Origin of the sequence: Streptococcus mitis (assembly GCF_009496285.1) — a bacterium.
In the GTDB taxonomy this organism is placed as follows: domain Bacteria; phylum Bacillota; class Bacilli; order Lactobacillales; family Streptococcaceae; genus Streptococcus; species Streptococcus mitis_BP.
Genome location: NZ_WIJK01000025.1, coordinates 1 through 20769, shown reverse-complemented (window position 1 = coordinate 20769; position 20769 = coordinate 1). Strand labels below are relative to the sequence as shown.

The following is a 20769-nucleotide window of genomic DNA, read 5'->3' as shown; positions in this document are numbered from 1 at the left end:
CTGACAATTTGGCAAGTTTTTCCCAATCAAGACTGGATTCGCCATAAAAACGAAAGCATATAGATTGCCATAGTTGGTCCAAACTGCCCAGAGAGCTAACAACCTAGAGCAAGAGGATATTGGCATAGGTTAGAGAGATAAACTTAGAGAATGATTGAGCTTCTAAGAAATACTTTCTAAAAACAAAAAGTAGAGAACGGTCATCTCTACTTTTTAAATATTATTTTGACTTCACAGGTTTATCTGCCAAGGCCTTGATAGCTGATGCTATCGTTTCTGCGTAGAGCTTAGCTCCCTCTTCTAGTTTGGCATTATCACTTCCAAAGTGAACCTGATCCGTTCCTTTCCAGATGTCTGGATGATCTTTAGATACTTGATTCCAGTCTGCAACCTCAATGTAAGGATACTTTTGAGCCACTTCACGCACATAGCTAGCATACTGTTCTACATAAGGCTGAGTTGCTTGAGTTGTATCACCCTCATAAGGTGTCATAAGTACAAGTTGATGTCCCTTGGGTAGATTCGTTATCAAAGAATCGATATCAGCCTTATAATCCTCAGGGTTATTCACTCCAGTAGCAATAACGACTATTTTAGGGAGGACTTTATTCTGACTGTGATTGAGCATAATAGCATTGGCTTGCTTGGTATTTCTACTTACTTGACCATCTGTCTGAGCGTCTGGTAGAACCTCTTTAAGTCCAGGTGTTGCACGCAAGGTTACAGAATCTCCAATGATGGATACACCTTCGGCAATATTGTAGCGACTTGCTTCTGCTTGATCCGCCATGGTTTTCGTACGGGTAATATTGGTTTGGGCTTGATTGAGGCCATTTACCATCAAATCCGTTTCAAAAGCGCCTACTTGGGGGGCAATAAGCATCACAATCAGTGTCAGCAAGCCAAGAAATCCGACGCTACCCGCAAAGATTGGTTGAATATGCGGAATTTCTTTTACCTTTTGCAATAAGCTACTGTTCTTCCCTGCAATGAAAGGTTCAATCACATAGAAGGAAAGGCTTGCAAAGAGATAAGAAAAGATAGTGGTGAGAATCACTGCTAGTATATTTCCCATTAATTGGGAGAAAATAATATAAAACGGCCAGTGGAAGAGATATACTGCGTAACTGGTATCAGCTAGGAAGCTAATCACCCTTGGCTCCTCAATATTTGGTGTTTTCTCATGCAAGACTCGAGTAGCAAGAATCATAGCAAGTGCAGCTAAACTTGCCAACAAGAAGCCAAGCAAGTAGGCAAAGAGATAATTGAATTTCACGAAGAAGGTCAATAAGAGCAAAACTCCGAGACCTGCCCCGAATACTAGCAAGGTCTTTTTCAAATCCCAGGTATTATTTAAACGCTTAACAAGAGTAGTCGTTTGACGAACACCTACCAAAGATGCCAAAATACTGCCTAGAAAGAAAGGATAGACGTGAGTAAAGCTAGAAAAGTAGAGCGTCGAGTAGGAAGAAACGATAAAGCTACCGATAAACATTGAAAGAAAACCGATGATAAAGACAGCTGATGATAGAAGAAAGACTAGCCCTCTTAATTGTCCAGATGATTTTACCCGCTTGGACAAGAACCAAATCGCCAAGCCCCACAAGATATAGTAATGAACCTCAACCGCCAAGCTCCAATTATGAACAAACAAATGAGGAATGAACTGAGATTCATAACTTCCCCCTGTTAACATTTCATAGAAGTTAGTCATAAAACCAAGAACACCAGCTATCTGACTACCAATCCCGGCTATATAATCTTGGCGAACCAAGAAAGTAAAGGGCATAACGACCAGGATCATCAAGACGACTGGAGGGAAAATACGATAGAAACGTCTCCTGAAAAATCCCAAGATATCGATTTTCCCTTTTTGTCCAAATTCTTCTAACAGGAGTGACGTAATTAGAAAACCTGAAAAGGTGAAGAAGACGTCAACCCCGAAGAAACCTCCTGGAAAAATCGTCTGAAAAAAATGGTACAAGAGTACCAAGAGTAAGCCTGTAATCCTAATCAAGGAAAACCATTTTATACGCATACGAGTTTATTCTCCGTTCATTAGAGTAGTAAAAAAAACCATCTAATGTTCATTCCATACTACCTTTATTTTATCAAAAAAAGAAGAAAAATCCTAAGAGAAAACTTAGGATTTTAGCTTTGGTCTACTAATCTTAGAAATTACGACCTGATTTATTGTAGCCATATTTTTCAACAAAATGCTCACGGAATTCCAAGAGATTATCATCCATAATAGCCTGACGAACCTGCTTCATAAGGTTGAGCAAGAAGTAAAGGTTATGGTAACTTGTCAAACGAATACCAAAGGTCTCATCGGCCTTGAGCAAGTGACGAAGGTAGGCACGGGTGTAGTTCTTACATGTGTAGCAATCGCACTCAGGATCAAGTGGGGTAAAGTCCTCCGCAAACTGGGCATTCTTGACAACCAAACGTCCTTGGCTAGTCATACAAGTTCCGTTACGAGCGATACGAGTCGGCAAGACACAGTCAAACATATCGACCCCACGAATAACCCCATCAATCAAGCTATCTGGCGCTCCCACTCCCATCAAGTAGCGAGGTTTGTTTTCAGGAAGAAGTTGAGTGGTGAAATCCAAAACTGCATTCATCTCTTCATGAGTTTCACCTACTGCCAACCCTCCGATAGAGTATCCAGGGAAGTCCATGCTAACAAGGTCGCGAGCTGATTGACGACGAAGATCTTCAAATCCTGCGCCTTGCACAATCCCAAATAATCCTTGGTCATGTGGACGACGATGAGCTTTTAATCCACGCTCAGCCCAACGGCTTGTACGTTCGATTGACTTCTTCACATAATCATAAGGCTGATAAAATTGAGGACATTCGTCAAAGGACATCATGATATCTGAGCCTAGATTGTTTTGGATAGAGATGGCTTTTTCAGGTGATAGGAACATCTTGGAACCATTGAGGTGGTTTTTGAAGGTTACCCCTTCCTCTGTAATGTTACGGCTATCAGCTAGAGAGTATACTTGGAAACCGCCACTATCCGTCAAGATAGGTTGGTCCCAGTTCATGAACTTATGAAGCCCACCTGCTCGAGCAATCAACTCATCTCCAGGACGAAGCCACAAGTGATAGGTATTAGAGAGGATAATCCCTGACCCAATCTCTTTCAATTCTTCTGGCGATTGTGTTTTGACCGTTGCTTGAGTCCCAACTGGCATAAACATAGGAGTTGGGAAGGTTCCGTGTGGCGTGATAATCTCACCCAGACGAGCTCCCGTGTGTTTTTCTTTTTTAATCAAACGATATTTGATTGGTGAATCTGACATTTTTTACCTCCGAAGCTGGGAAAGACAGTCCCAGTTCTTACTTTGTGCCCAAGGGCATACTGTATGATTCTATCAAAAAAAACAGGAACTGTCACGAACTATGGTATAATGAAAGAATGAAATACCCAAAAATTGATTTAAAAGAAGTTCGTCAACAAGCTAAACAGTTTCAAGCTGAACATCCACGTCTATTGCTTGTCTTTTTATTACCAAGCATTTTCCTGATTCTATCCAGCTTTATAAGTCCATTATCCCTACTTGATGAGGGGATTCTTGAGCAATCCTTCTTTACTTTTTTGATGAGCTTGATCCAGTCTTCACTCTTTCCTCTAGCAGTCGGATTTACAAGTTCTATTATCCTAGCTGGTGCTCTTTTTACAACCATTAATCTTTACAGAATTTCCGAGATAGAGCTTTCCTTTAAAGATAGTCTGTCCTTACTTGACAATCGCTTCTTCACCCAGACCTTTTTGACTCTCTTGCTCAAGCGTTTCTATCTCTTTTTGTGGAGCATCCCTAATCTTTTTGGTGTCTACTTGCTCTTCTATAGCAGTGCCATGGCCCGTAAATTTGTAGAACTTCATCCCGAATTTCCAGCCGTAGACGTCACCAATTCAGATATCGAACATTTTCTGCTCACTTTTGCACTCTACTTCTTTGGTAGCGTCTTTCTGATGATTTTGGGAACCATTGCCTATCTGCCGCAATACTACGCTTATTCCCAAGTAGAGCTGCTCCTATGTGATACCCTTGCAATTGGAATTGCCAAGCCAAGTCGCGTACTCAAAACCAGCCGCTTCCTTATGAAAGGCTATAAGTTCCAACGCTTCGTGCTTGATTTACAGCTACTTCCTTGGTATCTCCTTATCTGGATCAGCTTCGGAATTGCGAGCATCCCTACTTTCCCTTATATCTATAGTAGTCAATTCTTCTTTTATCAAAGATTACTCGAAATCAAGCGGAGAAAAGTTTAATGTGAATGATTACAACCAGCACCTTCTATGGAGAGTGCTGGTTTGTTTTTATTTAAATGGTTACTTGATCTCTGTCTTTAATCATATAGTGTTTTAATGGAGTTAGGCTTGCCAACCAATATAGGAAGCCACCAAAAATCGCCGTAAAGCCACTACCTGTTGTGATTAAGAAGATCGAACTTTGAATTTGTTTAGTTAGGGGATTGTAAACAAAGAGTACCGCAACTAACAGAGATACGAATACACAAGACAAACCAACTAAATTAAATCCCTTAGTAAACTCATAAGCCTGATGTCCATCTAAGAAATAAGCTGATCGTAAATCTAATTTCCGTTTTCTTATCAAGAAATAATCAACAACAATCATTCCAATAATAGGTCCTTGAATATAAGCTGCAAGCGAGATAAAAGAACCAAAATATTCTTCTACGCCACCCCAAATTGTTAACGCACTCACATAAATCATGGCAATCCAAACCATTAGTTTATAACTCACCTTAGGCATACCGCTTTTAACAATCATACAGTTCACATAGGATCCTGTCCCTTGAGTTCCAATATTTGCAAAAGCTACTAATAATAAACTCAAAAGAGCAAAGGTAGGAGTACTCAAGGTTGAAAGCATCGCAGTTGGATCACTCTCGTAAACCCCTGTTCTTACAAACATAGCTAGAGCCATAACACCACCCGTCGCAGCAAAGAATGGTGCTACCACGCCATAAGATAAAGAAGTAGCCCAATACCCACTACGTTCTGATTTTGCTAAACGTGGTAAAATTAATGCTTGCGTCGACCAAGAAAAGGCAGTCGCTACATTCCCCTCTCCTGAAATCATAAATCGCTCTAGCGGGCTCAAATCTCCTTGTACCGCTGGTTGAACGTTCATAATGTCAGTAATCGGAACTGCTACAAAACAAATTCCAACGATAATCAATCCAACAACTAGCAAAGCAATTACCATAAACCGATTAATACCTTTTATAACCTCTGGTCCACCAAGGGCAATTAAGGTCCCTAATAAGACACAAAGTGTCCCAAGAATTGGTGCCCAAATCCCCTTCTCCAGTCCAAGGCCAAAATTATTAGCTAGATGAATCATAGAACTGGCAAAAAGATTTGCAGTAACTGCATACCAACCAAAATTTGCTAAACTGATAGTTGTTGACAAAAATGCCACTCCGCGCTTCCCTAAAACCGCTCGAAGCCAAATCCATAAATCAATTCCGTATCTCACTGCAAACAAGGTGGGAAGACACTCGATAAAGACCCAAATAATATTAAAGCTAAAAATATTGATTAACATCTGGCTGAAGGTCAAATATTGAGCAACATACGCTCCTTGTGTGTAACACCAAGTTGCAATCGCAAAACCACTTGTTGATAAGAATAGATCCCAGAAGGAATATTGCCGATCCTTACTAGTCATTGGAACAATCCCAGTTATGGTTTCTTGTTGAATAAAGTCGGTTGTTTTCGACATTATTTAATTCCTCCTGTCATAGCCAAGATAATCAAGATTAGATTAATTCCAATGATAACACCAATCAAAGCAAAATCTTTTTTTAAGAATGGTTGCGCAAAATCATAGTCTGGAGATTCCATTTCTTCCAGTCTTCGTTTCGTTTCATCTGCTACCAATTGTTCAATTTCAGATACAGATTTCATCTTATTTTTCTCCTAGATATAACTCTAATGAAAGTTGTCCGTATTGTCTGGTAAATCGATACCAAGTATAAAGAAATTCTCCCACAGGTTTTCCAACACTCTCTTGGAATAAGGCCCACAAGAACCAATAATAAGATGTCACTGCCACATAGGCTAAATAATGACGTCTCGTTTTTGTATCTGGAACTTCTTGCAAGTAAATCTCAAGTACTTTCTCAGCTTGTTCAACAGTATAATTCGAACAACCAATGAAGGTACCTAAATCCCCTGCAGGGTCCCCCATACCAGAATACTCCCAATCAATCAGACTCATCTCCTCTTGTTCGTTTAGGAGAAAATTAGGACTATAGGAATCTCCATGACATAAAACTCTCTCAGTGTCATCCTGTTTTAAAAATTCTCTAATAGTTGAAATGTTTTTATCGAGTTCATCAAGTCCATCAAACTCAAAACGATTGCTAGCCTTCAATTTTTCTCTAAAATCATCAATTCCTACAAATAAATCAAAATTATGAGTTGTCTTCTCTCCAGACTGATGTAGTTTTCTCAAGAGCCCCATAGCTTTTTCTACATGATCCCAATTATCATAATCAAGCGGTCTAGCGTTAGGGATAAATTCTGAAATCTTCCACCCTTCGTTTTTATCCATTGCAACAAATGTTCTGTCTATTTGCAGTTTTGCTGCAATTTCCATAGAAGCCGCTTCACTTGATCTGTTGATATATTTTTCAGTTCCTCTTCCAGGATGACGATAAACATATTTTTTATCAAGACAATCAAAGCTAAAGGATGTATTGGTCAAACCATCTTTGAGTGGTTTAATATGAACAATATCCGAAGCATCACAATTCAAGGTCTTGCAGATGTTATCAATAATCTCAGAATTAGAATTCATCAAGTAGCGGTCATCAAATTGACGCAACTCATCTAAGGAATCAAATTCTTTAACAATATCCGCTGAATAATGACGAGCTTCTAGATGCAATTCATGAACATTACGGGTATAGTAATCTTCCCAGAGCTGTTCTTTATAGGGCTCGTGTTTAAACTCAGTTTCTAAAATTTTTACGAATTTTTCACTAAAGGCACGGTCAAAATACACATGTCCCACCATAGCCCAAGTGTCTTTACCACCAATCTGTATGTCAACAATCATGTTGTTGGAGTCTTCGGTAGCACAATATTCGTCTGTCTCGCCTTCCACAAATATTGTTGAATAGTAGCCCCTATAAATATACTTCTCAAATGGATTTTCGGCAAAATAATTGTCCGATGAACAAATATAAGTATTTGATAGTTGATCTCTAACCAACATTAATGAAGAACAGTTATTGTATTTATAGTAATCATTATTGACAACGATTTTTACACCATATTTTTCAGCAAGGTAAAACATTTTTTCTTGTAAATAACCTACAATAACCGTAATATCTTCTATACCTGCTTCCTGTAGTTGTTCAATTTCCCTTTCAATCAGGCGTTCCCCTTTGACTTTTAACAATCCTTTTGGTACTTCGTAAGACAATGGTGCAAATCGACTACTCATTCCTGCAGCCATAATCACTGCATTTTGTACTCGATAAGGCTCTAAAGCTTCTTTTCCTAACTCAGATAGGTGACCTTCTTGATCAATCCAATTAGCTTCTTTCATTTCTTTAAGCAGGGAATTAATTGTTCCTAAAGAAACTTCCAACTGTTCCGCTAACTGTCTTTGTGTAAACTCCTCTTGTGGATGCTCTTGCAAAAAAGACAGTAGTTTAAATTGTTTTTCTGAAATCATATTGATAACCTCTTTTTGTTCAATGCTTGTTTAAAAAAGATTATAGTATGAACATTCACTTTTGTCAAGTATTATCCAAATAAACTTTAATAGTAAAGAAGTAGTCTTGAATAACATGACCACGCATTTCCATTAGTTTTAAAAAATTTACAAACAGCACTTCCTTAACCACACTGAAGTGAACCAACTTAAAAACAAAAATTCGTATAAAAGTCTAATCGTAAATAAAAAAGCGAACCATACTTGTTTCTGATACTCAGAATTCTATCTTGTCCGCTTTTTTTATTTAATTTATCAAGCATAAGGATTTATAATAATGGATTCTTAAATCCAATATTTTTTCCACCTCCTCTTTTTATTTCAAGAAAAGGATACTCAAGAGTGCTAGGATTGCTGGTCCACCTTGCTTGAGAATGATTTTTTTATCTGCTGTTAAGGCACCATAAGTCGCTGCTCCTATGACAAATAAAACAAAGATTGTTACGATTTCTAAGCTATGTGAGAAATAAATTCCGTAAATAAGAAATACCCCAATCAAGGCATTATAAATTCCTTGGTTTTTGAAAAGTGAGGTTACAGATGGTCGAGTCAACTCTTCCATTTCCATATTAAAGACTCGGCTAGTTGCGTCTGATTGGGTTACCATACTCTCCAAATAAAAGATATAAAAATGTTCGAGGGCAACAATAGTTGCTAAAATAGTAGTAATGATTGACATCGTTTTCTCCTTAAAATTCTATTTTTTCTAATCCTGATACTAGTTTTGTCAACAAAGCTGTCAGGTCTTGCTGCTCAGTAGAGGATAAGATGTTCTCCATCTGCTCCTTCACTCGCAAGTGATGTTTAGGCGGATTGACCAAGAGTTGATTCTTGGCTTCTTGGGTTAATTCAACTAAGACTTCTCGCTGATTGATTGGATTCCGATTGCGACTGACATAGCCCTCTGACTCCAGTATCTTAAAATGACGGGTCAAGGCTGCCTGGTCAATCTGCAACTTCTCCTGAACGGCAATCTGGTTACAGGGTGACTGTTGCAGTAAAAATTGCAGGATTTGATAGCGGGTCAAACTAATTCCCAATTGTTTCTCAAAAAGTTGAGTGATGGTCTGATCTGTTAAATGGAGCTGGTACAGTAATTCATGCATTTTTAGTATTTTCTCCTTTTACAAACATTTGATTTATCAATTATTGACTTATCAAGTGTAATACAAATAAATTGACTTTGCAAGTCTTTTGCTTACTCCGTTAAATTAGTCTCCTAGTCACAATCCCTCAAGGCTATGTTTTTCTATTTTATGCCTGGAGTTTATTTACGCTATCTAAGAGTTTGAAAATAAAAAAAGAAGCGGAAACTCAAGTTCCCAACCTCTTATTATTCTTAGTTCATCGATACGTGAACGTGGTCATAGTGGTTTTCTGTGATACTACCACGGTCTGGCATTGGATTCCAAGTGTAGGCTGGTCCATATTTGCTATCGTATGGTGCATAGAAACGTTGTTTCCAAATGATATAGTTAATTCCACGGGTCGCCATGTTCTGGATCGCATAATCTGCAATTTGGTCTCCAAGAGCTGAGCTTACTGGAACCATAAAGTCAATGGCAAGGCCTTTTCCGTGGTCTCCGCTATCTCCTGGACGGTAACCACTAAAGGATGTAATGCCGAACAAGTTGGCAATCTCTTCTTTAAAAGCAGCTGTTTGTGGTTGAAGTCCTGCATTCTCTGATTTTGCTGCAGCAAGTCCTGCATAGTCAGGAGCTGCTGGGGCTGCATAAGTCGCTGATGAACCTTGGCTTGCTTCAGCTTGGTAAGTTGATGGTGTTGATTGAGTCTCTGCTACAGTTTCTGTAACAGGGGCTTCTGTTGTAGTAGTTTCTTCCACTACAGGTGTTTCTGCTACTGCTTCTTCTACTGGTGCTAAAACTTCTGCCATAGTTTCTGTAACAGGTTCTGCTACTGGTGCTGATGCTTCTGTTGTAGTTTTTGCTACTGCTTCTTCAGTCGCTTGTGGTGCTACTGCCTCAACTTGAGCCTCTGTTTCTTCAACTGGTTGAGTTAAATCTTCAACCTGTACAGTTTGGTCATCTATAGTGACTTGGTTGGTTGTCAAATCTGCTGTAGCAGTTGTTCCTTCGCCACCTTGAACTGTATCAGGGGTTTGAATTTCAACTTCTGTCACTTCTTCCTCATCATTAACAGTTGTTGTAAGGACTGTCTCAGGGAAAATCAGATCAATATTGCTGATCTTGTTCAAGTTAGCAAGAACGGTCACATCCACTCCCAAAGCTTCAGCAATGGTACTTAAGGTATCACCATACTGAATCGTATAGCTTGTTTTATTCTCATTCTTAGTAACATCGTTTTGAATTTGCTCAACACTACGTGCTGTCCATACTAGTTCTTCTGCTTGAGTTGCCAATACAGGGGCAAAGGACAAGGCTACTGTTGATGCTAAAATAATTCTTTTCTTCATACTATCAAACTCCTTTTCAAATGTAGTACCTGTCTATCATAACACAAAGAAAATAGAAAAAAAGCCCTTTTGGGGCTATTTAACAGAACTGTACATTCCTTGTAACAAATCACATTACCTGAAATAGTTTGTTAGTTTCTTGTCATCAGGCTGACACATTCTTCTTGAAGAAAATTCTAGAAGGAAAGTGAGCTAATATCCTCTAAATGCTCTATCTGTTGATTACAAGTTGCAGGAGAGGTAAGAAAATTAATACTCTGAATCCCACTATTTTGGGCAAATTCTATATCCAAAGTCCGATCGCCGATATAATAAGTCTGCTGAGGATTTAATCCATACTTATCTAAAAGATAAATCGCAGCTTCTGGACTAGGCTTCCGAGCAAAGCCACTTTGATTAGTTAAAATTTCTATGAAATAGTGGGCCAAACCCAAATTCTCCAAAATTGTAAAAGCATTGTCCCCTTTATGGGTATAAACAAACTGCTCAATCCCTTGCTGATCTGCCCAAGCTAAGATTTCACGCGCCCCTGGCATCAGAACCACTTGAGCATTATTCTCAGCCAAACTCTGAGCACGAACCTGATTGAGCATATCTGCATCCAAGCCTCTTTCTTCTCCCACCTTTTCCAACAGATCTTGAACGGAAGTTTGTAGAATAAAGGCACGAACCTCAGCCTTATCATAAGGAATGTCAAACTGGGCAAAAGTCTCTTCGATTCCTGCTAAAATAGCCTCATAAGAATCCAACAAGGTCCCATCTAAATCCCAGATAAATCCATTTTTTTTCATATGTCATCCTTTCAAAGAGATATATTGCTTATAACGATAGTGTAGGAAGAACCAGCGAAAACCATTATCCAAAAGCGTTCCTGCCCAAATGCCAGGCAAGCCCCAACCAAGAACAATTCCCATCAGATACCCTGTTCCGATACGGATACACCACATTCCGATACTTGTCGCATAAAAGGGGAGGCGTGCATTTCCCAAACCCTGCCAGACAGCTGTATAAATGACTGTTCCCGTCGTCATAGGAGTCCCTAGTAGAGAGAAAAGAGTCACTAGAACACTTGCTTCAATAGCCACAGAATCACTAGTGTAGAGGTGACTTAGGGGCGTTCCGAGAGCATAGATACTGAGTGTTAAGGGCAACATAAGAAAGAGGGAAAGCCAAAAAGTTTGCTTACTTAAGTTGTCTACCCTTTCCCAATCATCTTCTCCAACTGCTCGAGCCACCTGCATGACTGTTGCTGTAGCGACACCAAAGGCTGGCATATAGTTAAACTGAGTCAAGACTTCACCGATTGCATTTCCTGCGACTGCCTCAGTTCCGAAAGAAACAACCAAGGCAATAATGACCACATCTCCAGCTCGCATCATGAGACGTTCTCCCGCTGCAGGTAAAGCCAAGGTCAGCAAGTCTTTGTCTAGTCCAAAATTTGGTCTCGTATATGGAAGTTTTAATTGTGACCACAAAATCACAACCCCGATCAAACGAGATAGAATGGTCCCCCAAGCAACACCAGCTATCCCCATATCAAGTACAAAAATAGCTAGACTTGAAAAAACAATATTTAAAGCATTGGATAAAAAACTAACATAAAGTGGAAGGCGCGGATTATGGGTGGCGCGAATCAAGGCTCCTAGACTAGTCATCAAGCCCAGGAGAACGATTGTCCCACCGACCAAAGCTAGGTATAGTCCACCACTCTCAGCTACAGACGCTTCTGTTCCTAAAAGGCCAATCATCTCTCGTCCTGCAAAGATGGACAAGCCCCCTAAAACTAAACTCAGTAGTAGGGTAATCTTAAGTGCTTCTGTCACATGATAGGCTAGTCTAGATTGATCTTTCTGTCCCAAACTTTTGGAAATGACACTGGAAATAGCCGCTCCCAAAGCAATAAAAATCGCTTGGTAAATGGTGATAATATTGCCCGCTACAGACACACCCGAAATGGCGATTAAGCCCAGATGTGCCACCAGATAGCTATCTACCATCCCCATGAGCATCTGCAAGAAATTTTCACCCATGGCTGGCAGGGCTATGTTGAGAATATCTTTATATTTCTTAAACAATCCTTCCTCCTGATGAAAAGAAACTCAGTTAGTTTCCCAACCGAGTTTACTTCCTCTCTTTTAAAGTCCTAGATAAGATTCTACTGCAGTCTGCATCTCTGCTGCTGCAACAGTTGTCTTGTGACGAACTGGAGCTGTTTCAAGGCCATCCACTGCTGGTGGCACTGCTACTCCTGAGATTTCATGTAATTGAGCCAAGGCTTCAAAGTCGCTAAGACCTGATTGTCCAGTTACAGCTTCCACCGCAACCACTGGGAACTTGTATGGACTAGCTGTTGATGCAATCACGGTCTTAGTCACATCGCCTGTCGCCGCTTGGTATTTTTTATATACGGCTGAAGCAACTGCTGTATGTGGATCCTCAATGTAGGCATCTGTTTGATAAACACACTTGATTTCTGCTGCTGTTTCTGCTTCCGTCGCATACTCAGCTGCAAAGAGGTCCAAAATCTCTGCATCAAAATCAGTCAACTCATATTGACCTTGGTTATTCAAAGCATTCATGAGTTCAGCTGTCTTAACCGCATCATTACCCAAAAGGTGGAAAATCAAGCGCTCCAAGTTTGAAGAGACCAAGATATCCATAGATGGGCTAGTGGTTACCTTAAACTCACGCTTCTTGTCATAAACACGAGTTTTAAAGAAGTCTGTCAAAACATTGTTGTCATTTGAAGCACAGATCAATTTGCCAACTGGTAGGCCGATTTGCTTAGCGTAAAAGGCAGCCAAGATATTCCCAAAGTTCCCTGTCGGTACGGTGAAGTTAACCTTGTCACCAGCCTTAATCTCACCAGTTTTAACAAGCTGAGCGTAGGCATACACATAATAGACAATCTGTGGTACCAAACGACCGATATTCATAGAGTTAGCAGATGAGAACTGGAGCTTGTTAGCAGCCAATTTTTCACGAAGGGCCACATCATTGAACATGTGCTTAACGTTGGTTTGAGCATCGTCAAAGTTTCCATCAATAGCGATAACATGAGTATTTTCCCCAGTTTGAGTGGTCATTTGCAACTCTTGTACCTTGCTGACACCATCTTTTGGATAAAAGACGATAATTTCAGTTCCAGGAACATCCGCAAATCCTGCCATGGCAGCTTTTCCAGTGTCTCCAGAAGTTGCAGTCAAGATAACAATCTTGTTTTCCAAGCCATGTTTCTTGGCAGCTGTTGTCATAAAGTATGGCAAGATAGACAAGGCCATGTCTTTGAAGGCAATGGTTGAACCGTGGAAAAGTTCCAAGTTGTATTGGCCATCAAGTTTGACAAGAGGAGCAATGGCTAGCGTATCAAACTTGCTATCATAGGCATTGGTGATACAGTAGTCCAACTCCTCTGCTGTAAAGTCATCCAAGAAAGCTGACAAGACCAGCTTAGCCACTTCTTGGTAAGAAGCATCTTTTAATGTGTCAAAATCCAAATCTACCTTTGGATAACTAACCGGAGTAAACAAACCTCCATCTGTTGCCAAACCTTGCAAAATCGCTTGGCTGGCTGTTACGGTATTTTTCGCATCACGCGTTGATTGATAAACTAATGTCATAAATCTCTATCCTTTATCTATAGTCTCATCCATTATAACATGATTTTTCAGAAAATTCTTCCTTTATAAGAAAATTATAGAGTCATTTTTTCTTTCAGAGGCTCTAAATAGCTCATTTCACTCTGCCCTCTCATCTCAAGTCCTTGCTCTGCTATAGCTAGCAAATCTTTTGAGAATTGAACAATTCCAGCTGTCTCCTCATCTGAAAGCTGTTTCTTAGAAAACTGACGTCTCAAAGATTTGTAGTCACGACCAAATCTCTCAAAGAAAGGTGCTGTTTCTAGGTATGTTTCAAGCTTGTCTAGATTTACCAACAAACCTAGATGAAAGGCTGCCGAAGCAAAGGTTCGGTCTAGGGGTTGCGTACAAACACTACGGAATTCAACCGTCCCTCGAGTTGTTAGGTCTTGATATTGGTAACTACGGTGCGTTTGAAAATCCTTCTCTTGAGGAACCAGAAGAGTTTCTTTTCCATTTAGAGTATAGGCAAGAATTTCATCAGCAGCTAGGTAATCTCTAGCCCGAATCGGAGAAAAATAGTAGGTTTCCCCATCTCGTTCTGCTGTAAAAATCGCAGAGCGGTCTAGATAATCAAAGAAATCATCCTCATCTTTAAAGAGTTTTGCATTAACGCCAACGTTCTCTGGATAAATCCCATGCATGGAGTCTTCCCAAAAGATATCTCGTGAAATCTGAGTATCCCATTCTGCTCCCGAAAACTCAGAATTTGCAAACAGATAGGCTTTAGCTGCTTCTACTTGATTAAAAGCATTGATAACTCGTAAATAGTTTGACTTTGAGACATCTAACTGAACTTGACTCCCACAGATAAATGCACCATAGTCTGGAAAATCATGCAAAGAAACGGACTCCTGATTGTTGCCCATCTTCAGATAGTCCATTAACATCTGGTAGCGAGGATAAGCCACAGGTCGATTGTCATTTTGATTCCAGTTTGGGTGAATCCCCCAACCCTGGATAGCATGATCCTTTTCGCCTAGTTTTTCCTGAATCACCTTCATATAAGCTTGAAATCGTCCTTCGACCTCTTGGATTTTCTGGGCTCTGCCAAAGGCAAACTCCAAGGTCGTGTAGGAAACCTCAAACAGAATCCGATCCTGACTCTTTGGTTCTACAAGTTGAATTGGATTGCCATCCTGGTCTTCCTTTTCAACTTCTAGACTGAGAGCGTCAACTAAAAAACGCATCAATTCCTTGCTGACTTCAATATCTGTAGGTTGGCCTTTCGTATGAACGATCGGAAACTCCAACTCAACACCGATATAGAGCTCTGGATTTTCTTTGATATTTTTTAAATAACGGTTCTTCAATAACTGAATCGAAGGGGACATAGATACCTCTCACTCTAAATTCTCTTACTAGAAAGATCAATTGCTTTCTATATTATACCAAAATCCCCTCGAGAAAGAACTCAGAAAAATTGCTGAAAACCTTCAAGAGGCGATATAAAGTCAACTTTTCTAGCGTTTATAGGTATTTACTCGCCAATGCATCAATCTTATTTGTTCAATTTTCACAGTCTTATCAACTGGTTAAGCGATTACATGGTTTTTTACCTCAAAACCATTGTACTATAGTAAATATCGTGATACAATTCACATATAGACAAAAAAGAGGGCAGTTCAAATTCGACTTCACTTGAAAGCTTTTCAAGCCAAGCCCCTTTTCCTCTGCACCTCAACGACTAATCAAGGAGGATAGCTATGAAAGCTGTTGTTGTAAATCCAGAAAGCACTGGTGTTGCTATTGAAGAAAAAGTGCTTCGTCCGCTCGAAACTGGGGAAGCACTTGTTGAAGTTGAGTACTGTGGTGTTTGCCACACAGACCTCCACGTTGCCCATGGTGACTTTGGAAAAGTTCCAGGACGCGTTCTCGGTCACGAAGGGATCGGTATCGTCAAAGAAGTTGCTCCTGATGTTAAAAGCCTCAAAGTTGGCGACCGTGTCAGCGTAGCTTGGTTTTTTGAAGGCTGCGGTATGTGTGAATACTGTACAACTGGACGCGAAACTCTTTGCCGTTCCGTAAAAAATGCTGGCTACTCAGTAGATGGTGGTATGGCAGAACAATGTATCGTAACTGCAGATTATGCTGTTAAGGTTCCAGAAGGGCTCGATCCAGCCCAAGCTTCTTCTATCACTTGTGCCGGTGTTACTACCTACAAGGCTATCAAAGAAGCAAAAGTTGAGCCAGGTCAATGGGTTGTCCTCTATGGTGCTGGAGGCCTTGGTAACTTGGCTGTTCAATACGCTAAAAAAGTGTTTAACGCTCACGTTATCGCAGTTGACATTAACAATGATAAACTTGCCCTAGCTAAAGAAGTTGGTGCAGATATCGTGATTAACGGTCTTGAAGTCGAAGATGTCCCAGGCCTTATCAAAGAAAAGACAAACGGTGGTGCTCACTCAGCTGTCGTAACAGCTGTATCAAAAGTTGCCTTTAACCAAGCAGTTGACTCTGTTCGTGCAGGTGGTCGTGTAGTAGCTGTCGGTCTCCCATCTGAAATGATGGATCTAAGCATCGTCAAAACAGTTCTTGACGGTATCCAAGTCATCGGTTCTCTCGTTGGAACACGTAAAGATTTGGAAGAAGCCTTCCAATTTGGTGCTGAAGGTCTGGTTGTACCAATCGTTCAAAAACGCCCTGTCGAAGATGCCATTGCTGTCTTTGATGAAATGGCTGCCGGTACCATCCAAGGTCGTATGGTTCTAGACTTTACTCATTAAGATAAATAATAAATGCCAAAACGAGGTAGGACAGAAAATCCCACCTCGTTTTTTTAGCAATAAAATTTTGATACGACAACTAATTGGACTTGGGGCATTTTTTAGACGCCCAAGAGCACTAGTGAAGAAAACGTCATTTTTCTAGACAAATTCTACAAGCAAACAGCGGATTGTTGAAACATCAGGGACCCGGACTAGAAAGTCGTGAGTTAATTCATCGACCTCTGCCCACCCATTTTTTATATTAAATTTTTTTACCATTTTATAGACGATTTTACAAAAAGTTTATATATCAATATCTGTAAAGATAAAGCTTTGAGATTTTTTTCACTCTTTATTATAATTAGTTGCTTTTTTTCTGAAATCGATTTATACTTAAGGAGTCTTAAAGTTTTCTTAAACTACAAGTCAAACATTTTATAAGGAGGAATGACAATAATGAGTATCGGAATCATTATTGCGAGCCACGGTGAATTTGCCGCGGGTATTCATCAGTCAGGATCTATGATCTTTGGTGAACAAGAAAAGGTTCAAGTTGTAACCTTTATGCCAAACGAAGGTCCAGATGATTTATACGCCAAGTTCAACAATGCTGTGGCTGCATTTGACGCAGAAGATGAGGTTCTAGTCCTGGCTGACCTTTGGAGTGGTTCTCCATTTAACCAAGCTAGCCGCGTAATGGGAGAAAACCCTGAGCGTAAATTTGCCATCATCACAGGACTTAACTTACCGATGTTAATCCAAGCATATACAGAGCGCCTCATGGATGCTAATGCTGGAGTGGATAAAGTCGCTGCGAACATCATTAAAGAGGCCAAAGATGGCATCAAGGCTCTTCCAGAAGAGCTAAATCCAGCTGAGGAAGTTGCAACTGCTGCAGCTACTCCAGTTGCCCAAGCTGCTATTCCAGAAGGAACTGTTATCGGAGACGGTAAATTGAAAATCAATCTTGCTCGTCTTGACACACGTCTTCTTCATGGACAAGTCGCAACTGCTTGGACTCCAGATTCAAAAGCAGACCGTATCATCGTTGCTTCAGATAACGTAGCAAATGACGACCTTCGTAAAGAATTGATCAAACAAGCGGCTCCTAACGGAGTTAAGGCTAACGTTGTTCCAATCAAAAAATTGATTGAGGTTGCTAAAGATCCTCGCTTTGGTGAAACACATGCCCTTATCTTGTTTGAAACACCACAAGATGCCCTTCGTGCTATCGAAGGTGGTGTGCCAATCAAAACTCTTAACGTTGGATCAATGGCTCACTCAACTGGTAAAACAATGGTCAACAACGTATTGTCAATGGACAAAGACGACGTTGCTACATTTGAAAAAATGCGTGACCTCGGTGTTGAATTTGATGTACGTAAAGTACCAAACGACACTAAAAAAGATTTGTTTGACTTGATTAGCAAAGCTAACGTTCAATAATTAACATTAAATAGAAAAGGAATAAAACCATGTCAGATATTTCATTCATTTCTGCTATCTTGGTTGTAGTTGTTGCCTTCTTCGCAGGTCTTGAAGGTATCCTCGACCAATTCCAATTCCATCAACCAATCGTAGCATGTACCCTTATCGGTCTTGTAACTGGTAACCTCGAAGCTGGGGTTATGCTTGGTGGATCACTTCAAATGATCGCCCTTGGTTGGGCTAACATCGGAGCTGCCGTAGCTCCTGACGCTGCTCTTGCTTCTGTTGCTGCTGCAATTATCATGATCAAAGGTGGTAACTTTACTACTGAAGGTATCGCAGTCGCAACTGCAACTGCAATCCCTCTTGCCGTAGCTGGACTTTTCTTGACTATGATCGTTCGTACAATCTCAGTTGGTTTGGTTCACACTGCTGACGCTGCTGCTAAAGAAGGAAACATTACAGCTGTTGAACGCGCTCACTACTTTGCCCTTGCTCTTCAAGGTCTACGTATTGCTATCCCAGCTGCACTCTTGCTTGCAATGCCAACTGAAGCCGTTCAAGGCGTATTGGAACTTATGCCAGAATGGCTTAAAGGTGGTATGGCTGTCGGTGGTGCTATGGTCGTTGCCGTTGGTTACGCTTTGGTTATCAACATGATGGCTACTCGTGAAGTATGGCCATTCTTCGCTATCGGTTTTGCTCTTGCAGCAATCTCTCAATTGACTTTGATTGCCCTTGGTGTCATCGGTGTTGCCCTTGCCTTCATCTACCTCAACCTTTCTAAACAAGGTGGAAACGGTGGCGGAGGAGCTGCAACTTCTAACGATCCAATCGGTGATATCCTAGAAGACTACTAGAAAGGGGAACAATCATGGCTGAAAAAATTCAATTATCAAAATCAGATCGCCAAAAAGTTTGGTGGCGTTCACAATTCCTTCAAGGTTCTTGGAACTACGAACGTATGCAAAACTTGGGTTGGGCTTACTCTTTGATCCCAGCTATCAAGAAACTTTACACTAAAAAAGAAGACCAAGCAGCTGCTCTTGAGCGCCACCTTGAATTCTTCAACACTCACCCATACGTAGCTGCTCCAATCATGGGGGTTACTCTTGCACTTGAAGAAGAACGCGCAAACGGTACTGAAATCGATGACGCTGCTATCCAAGGTGTTAAGATCGGTATGATGGGACCTCTTGCTGGTATCGGTGACCCAGTCTTCTGGTTTACAGTACGTCCGATCCTTGGTGCCCTTGGTGCATCACTTGCTGCAACTGGTAATATCGTTGGACCACTTCTCTTCTTCTTTGGATGGAATGCAATCCGTATGTCTTTCCTATGGTATACACAAGAGTTTGGTTACAAGGCTGGATCTGAAATCACTAAAGATATGTCAGGTGGTATCTTGAAAGACATCACTAAAGGAGCTTCTATCCTTGGTATGTTCATCCTTGCCGTTCTTGTACAACGTTGGGTATCAATCAACTTCACTATCAACCTTCCAGGTAAACAATTGTCAGAAGGTGCCTACATCGTCTTCCCAGAAGGTCCTGTTACAGGTGGAGAATTGAAGGGAATCCTCGGCCAAGCACTTAGCGGATTGAGCTTGGATAGCGTTCAACCACAAACCCTTCAAGGACAGTTGAACTCATTGATCCCAGGATTGATGGGACTTCTCCTTACTTTCCTTTGCATGTGGTTGCTTAAGAAAAAAGTATCTCCAATCACAATCATTCTTGCCCTCTTTGTAGTTGGTATCGCAGCTCGTTTCTTCGGTATCATGTAATCTCGGTGAGAATTTACAAACAAAAAAAAGAGTCTGGGACAATAGTGTCTCGATTCTATCAAAAAAGCAACGGTTTTTGCCGTTGCTTTTTGCATGGTTGCGATAGTCTTGGTAAAATAGAATTGCTTAATAAACCATTTAGAAAGGCTATCCCATGCATATTCACTATAACACAAATCAAACAACTTTATCACTAGAAATCAGTTCTTTCTTGCCACAAGACCTTCTCGTCTTTACTATTGAAAAAGTGGTGAATACCTTGGAGGACAGTCACTTCCACGCCTTCTATCATGCCTTTGGTCGCCCGTCTTATCACCCAAAAATGCTTGTATCTACTCTTCTATTTGCCTATTCACAAGGGATGTTCTCTGGTCGAAAAATTGAAAAAATGATGATTTAAAATCTGGCTATGCAGTACCTAACAGGACAGTTGGTTGTCAGCTATCGCACCATCAATCGTTTTCGTGTCGCTGAAGGGATGGGAGAACTCATTCGTGATCTTTTCATCGACCTCAATCTTCGTTTAAAAATGGAAGAGTTAGTGACTTTAGATTGCTTGTTTATTGACGGAACTAAGATTGAAGCCAATGCCAACAAGTATAGTTTCGTGTGGAAGAAAGCGACAGAGAGATTCTCCGCTAAACTTCAAGAACAGATACAGATCTATTTTCAAGAAGAAATCACTCTCCTTATCCATCAGGCTATTAAGCTGGATGAAGAAGAGCCTATCTCCTCAGAGCAGTTGATTGAATTTGCTCAAGTCCTTGAAGAAGAATTGGAAAAACTGAGCCAAGATATTGAGGAGACACCCGTTAAGGGAAGGATGAACGTAAAACTCAGAGTCGTAAACTCAAGAAAGTCTTGCGTAAAGTCAAAGAGGATTTTTCAATACGTGCTGAAAAATATGAGAACTATCAAGAAACTTTTGAAGGGCGTAACAGCTTTTCCAAAACAGATCCAGATGCCACTTTTATGCGGATGAAGGAAGACCATATGAAAAATG

17 protein-coding genes and 1 pseudogene are annotated in these 20769 nt (G+C 40.5%); 6 read left to right on the top strand and 12 right to left on the bottom strand.

The features are described 5' to 3' along the window. Positions 1-220 precede the first annotated feature (220 nt). Both GEZ89_RS08130 and tgt read right to left on the bottom strand, forming a co-directional pair. Complete coding sequence (locus GEZ89_RS08130; protein ID WP_153225649.1) at positions 221-2038, bottom strand: acyltransferase family protein; 1818 nt, start codon at positions 2036-2038, stop codon at positions 221-223. 133 nt (positions 2039-2171) lie between these two features. Continuing rightward, a complete protein-coding gene (tgt, locus tag GEZ89_RS08125) occupies positions 2172-3314 on the bottom strand; it encodes a tRNA guanosine(34) transglycosylase Tgt (RefSeq protein ID WP_075230954.1) in 1143 nt (380 codons plus the stop codon). 116 nt (positions 3315-3430) lie between these two features. Between tgt and GEZ89_RS08120 the strand changes: the two genes are divergently transcribed. After that, positions 3431-4288 (top strand): DUF975 family protein, encoded by an 858-nt coding sequence (locus GEZ89_RS08120; RefSeq protein WP_075228139.1) that lies wholly within the window; start codon positions 3431-3433, stop codon positions 4286-4288. 52 nt (positions 4289-4340) lie between these two features. Here the strand turns inward: GEZ89_RS08120 and GEZ89_RS08115 are convergent, their stop codons facing one another. The 10 genes from GEZ89_RS08115 to GEZ89_RS08070 form a co-directional block, all read right to left on the bottom strand. Next, a complete protein-coding gene (locus tag GEZ89_RS08115) occupies positions 4341-5768 on the bottom strand; it encodes a cytosine permease (protein WP_153225648.1) in 1428 nt (475 codons plus the stop codon). Next, positions 5768-5953: a hypothetical protein gene (locus GEZ89_RS08110; RefSeq protein ID WP_153225647.1), complete on the bottom strand. Its 186-nt coding sequence runs from the start codon at positions 5951-5953 to the stop codon at positions 5768-5770. Before GEZ89_RS08110 ends, GEZ89_RS08115 begins: the two co-directional genes overlap by 1 nt. Before the next feature lies 1 nt (position 5954). After that, positions 5955-7733, bottom strand: coding sequence for a phosphotransferase (locus GEZ89_RS08105; RefSeq protein WP_153225646.1), 1779 nt, complete (start codon positions 7731-7733; stop codon positions 5955-5957). Positions 7734-8088: 355 nt separating this feature from the next. Continuing rightward, positions 8089-8451 carry a DUF1304 domain-containing protein gene (locus GEZ89_RS08100; protein ID WP_153225645.1) on the bottom strand — a complete coding sequence of 121 codons (363 nt, stop codon included), beginning with the start codon at positions 8449-8451 and terminating at the stop codon, positions 8089-8091. Positions 8452-8461: 10 nt separating this feature from the next. Continuing rightward, positions 8462-8878, bottom strand: coding sequence for a MarR family winged helix-turn-helix transcriptional regulator (locus GEZ89_RS08095; RefSeq protein WP_153225644.1), 417 nt, complete (start codon positions 8876-8878; stop codon positions 8462-8464). 233 nt (positions 8879-9111) lie between these two features. Beyond that, a complete protein-coding gene (locus tag GEZ89_RS08090; protein WP_153225643.1) occupies positions 9112-10206 on the bottom strand; it encodes a LysM peptidoglycan-binding domain-containing protein in 1095 nt (364 codons plus the stop codon). Between the two features lie 176 nt (positions 10207-10382). Next, a complete protein-coding gene (locus GEZ89_RS08085) occupies positions 10383-10997 on the bottom strand; it encodes an HAD-IA family hydrolase (RefSeq protein ID WP_153225642.1) in 615 nt (204 codons plus the stop codon). A 3-nt stretch (positions 10998-11000) separates the two neighbouring features. Next, a complete protein-coding gene (locus tag GEZ89_RS08080) occupies positions 11001-12281 on the bottom strand; it encodes an MATE family efflux transporter (RefSeq protein ID WP_153225641.1) in 1281 nt (426 codons plus the stop codon). 60 nt (positions 12282-12341) lie between these two features. Beyond that, complete coding sequence (gene thrC, locus GEZ89_RS08075; protein ID WP_153225640.1) at positions 12342-13826, bottom strand: threonine synthase; 1485 nt, start codon at positions 13824-13826, stop codon at positions 12342-12344. Positions 13827-13900: 74 nt separating this feature from the next. Then, positions 13901-15178, bottom strand: coding sequence for a gamma-glutamylcysteine synthetase (locus GEZ89_RS08070; RefSeq protein ID WP_153225639.1), 1278 nt, complete (start codon positions 15176-15178; stop codon positions 13901-13903). Positions 15179-15550: 372 nt separating this feature from the next. Here GEZ89_RS08070 and adhP point away from each other — a divergent pair, with 372 nt between their 5' ends. The 5 genes and pseudogenes from adhP to GEZ89_RS08045 all read left to right on the top strand — a co-directional run. Continuing rightward, complete coding sequence (gene adhP, locus GEZ89_RS08065; RefSeq protein ID WP_153225638.1) at positions 15551-16570, top strand: alcohol dehydrogenase AdhP; 1020 nt, start codon at positions 15551-15553, stop codon at positions 16568-16570. A gap of 438 nt (positions 16571-17008) precedes the next feature. Then, positions 17009-17998, top strand: a complete 990-nt coding sequence (locus GEZ89_RS08060; RefSeq protein ID WP_153225637.1) for a PTS sugar transporter subunit IIB — start codon at positions 17009-17011, stop codon at positions 17996-17998. A gap of 29 nt (positions 17999-18027) precedes the next feature. Next, a complete protein-coding gene (locus GEZ89_RS08055; protein ID WP_153225636.1) occupies positions 18028-18840 on the top strand; it encodes a PTS mannose/fructose/sorbose transporter subunit IIC in 813 nt (270 codons plus the stop codon). A 14-nt stretch (positions 18841-18854) separates the two neighbouring features. Then, positions 18855-19766: a PTS system mannose/fructose/sorbose family transporter subunit IID gene (locus GEZ89_RS08050; protein WP_045763029.1), complete on the top strand. Its 912-nt coding sequence runs from the start codon at positions 18855-18857 to the stop codon at positions 19764-19766. Positions 19767-19920: 154 nt separating this feature from the next. Next, a pseudogene (locus GEZ89_RS08045) lies at positions 19921-20769 on the top strand (transposase); the annotation flags it as partial.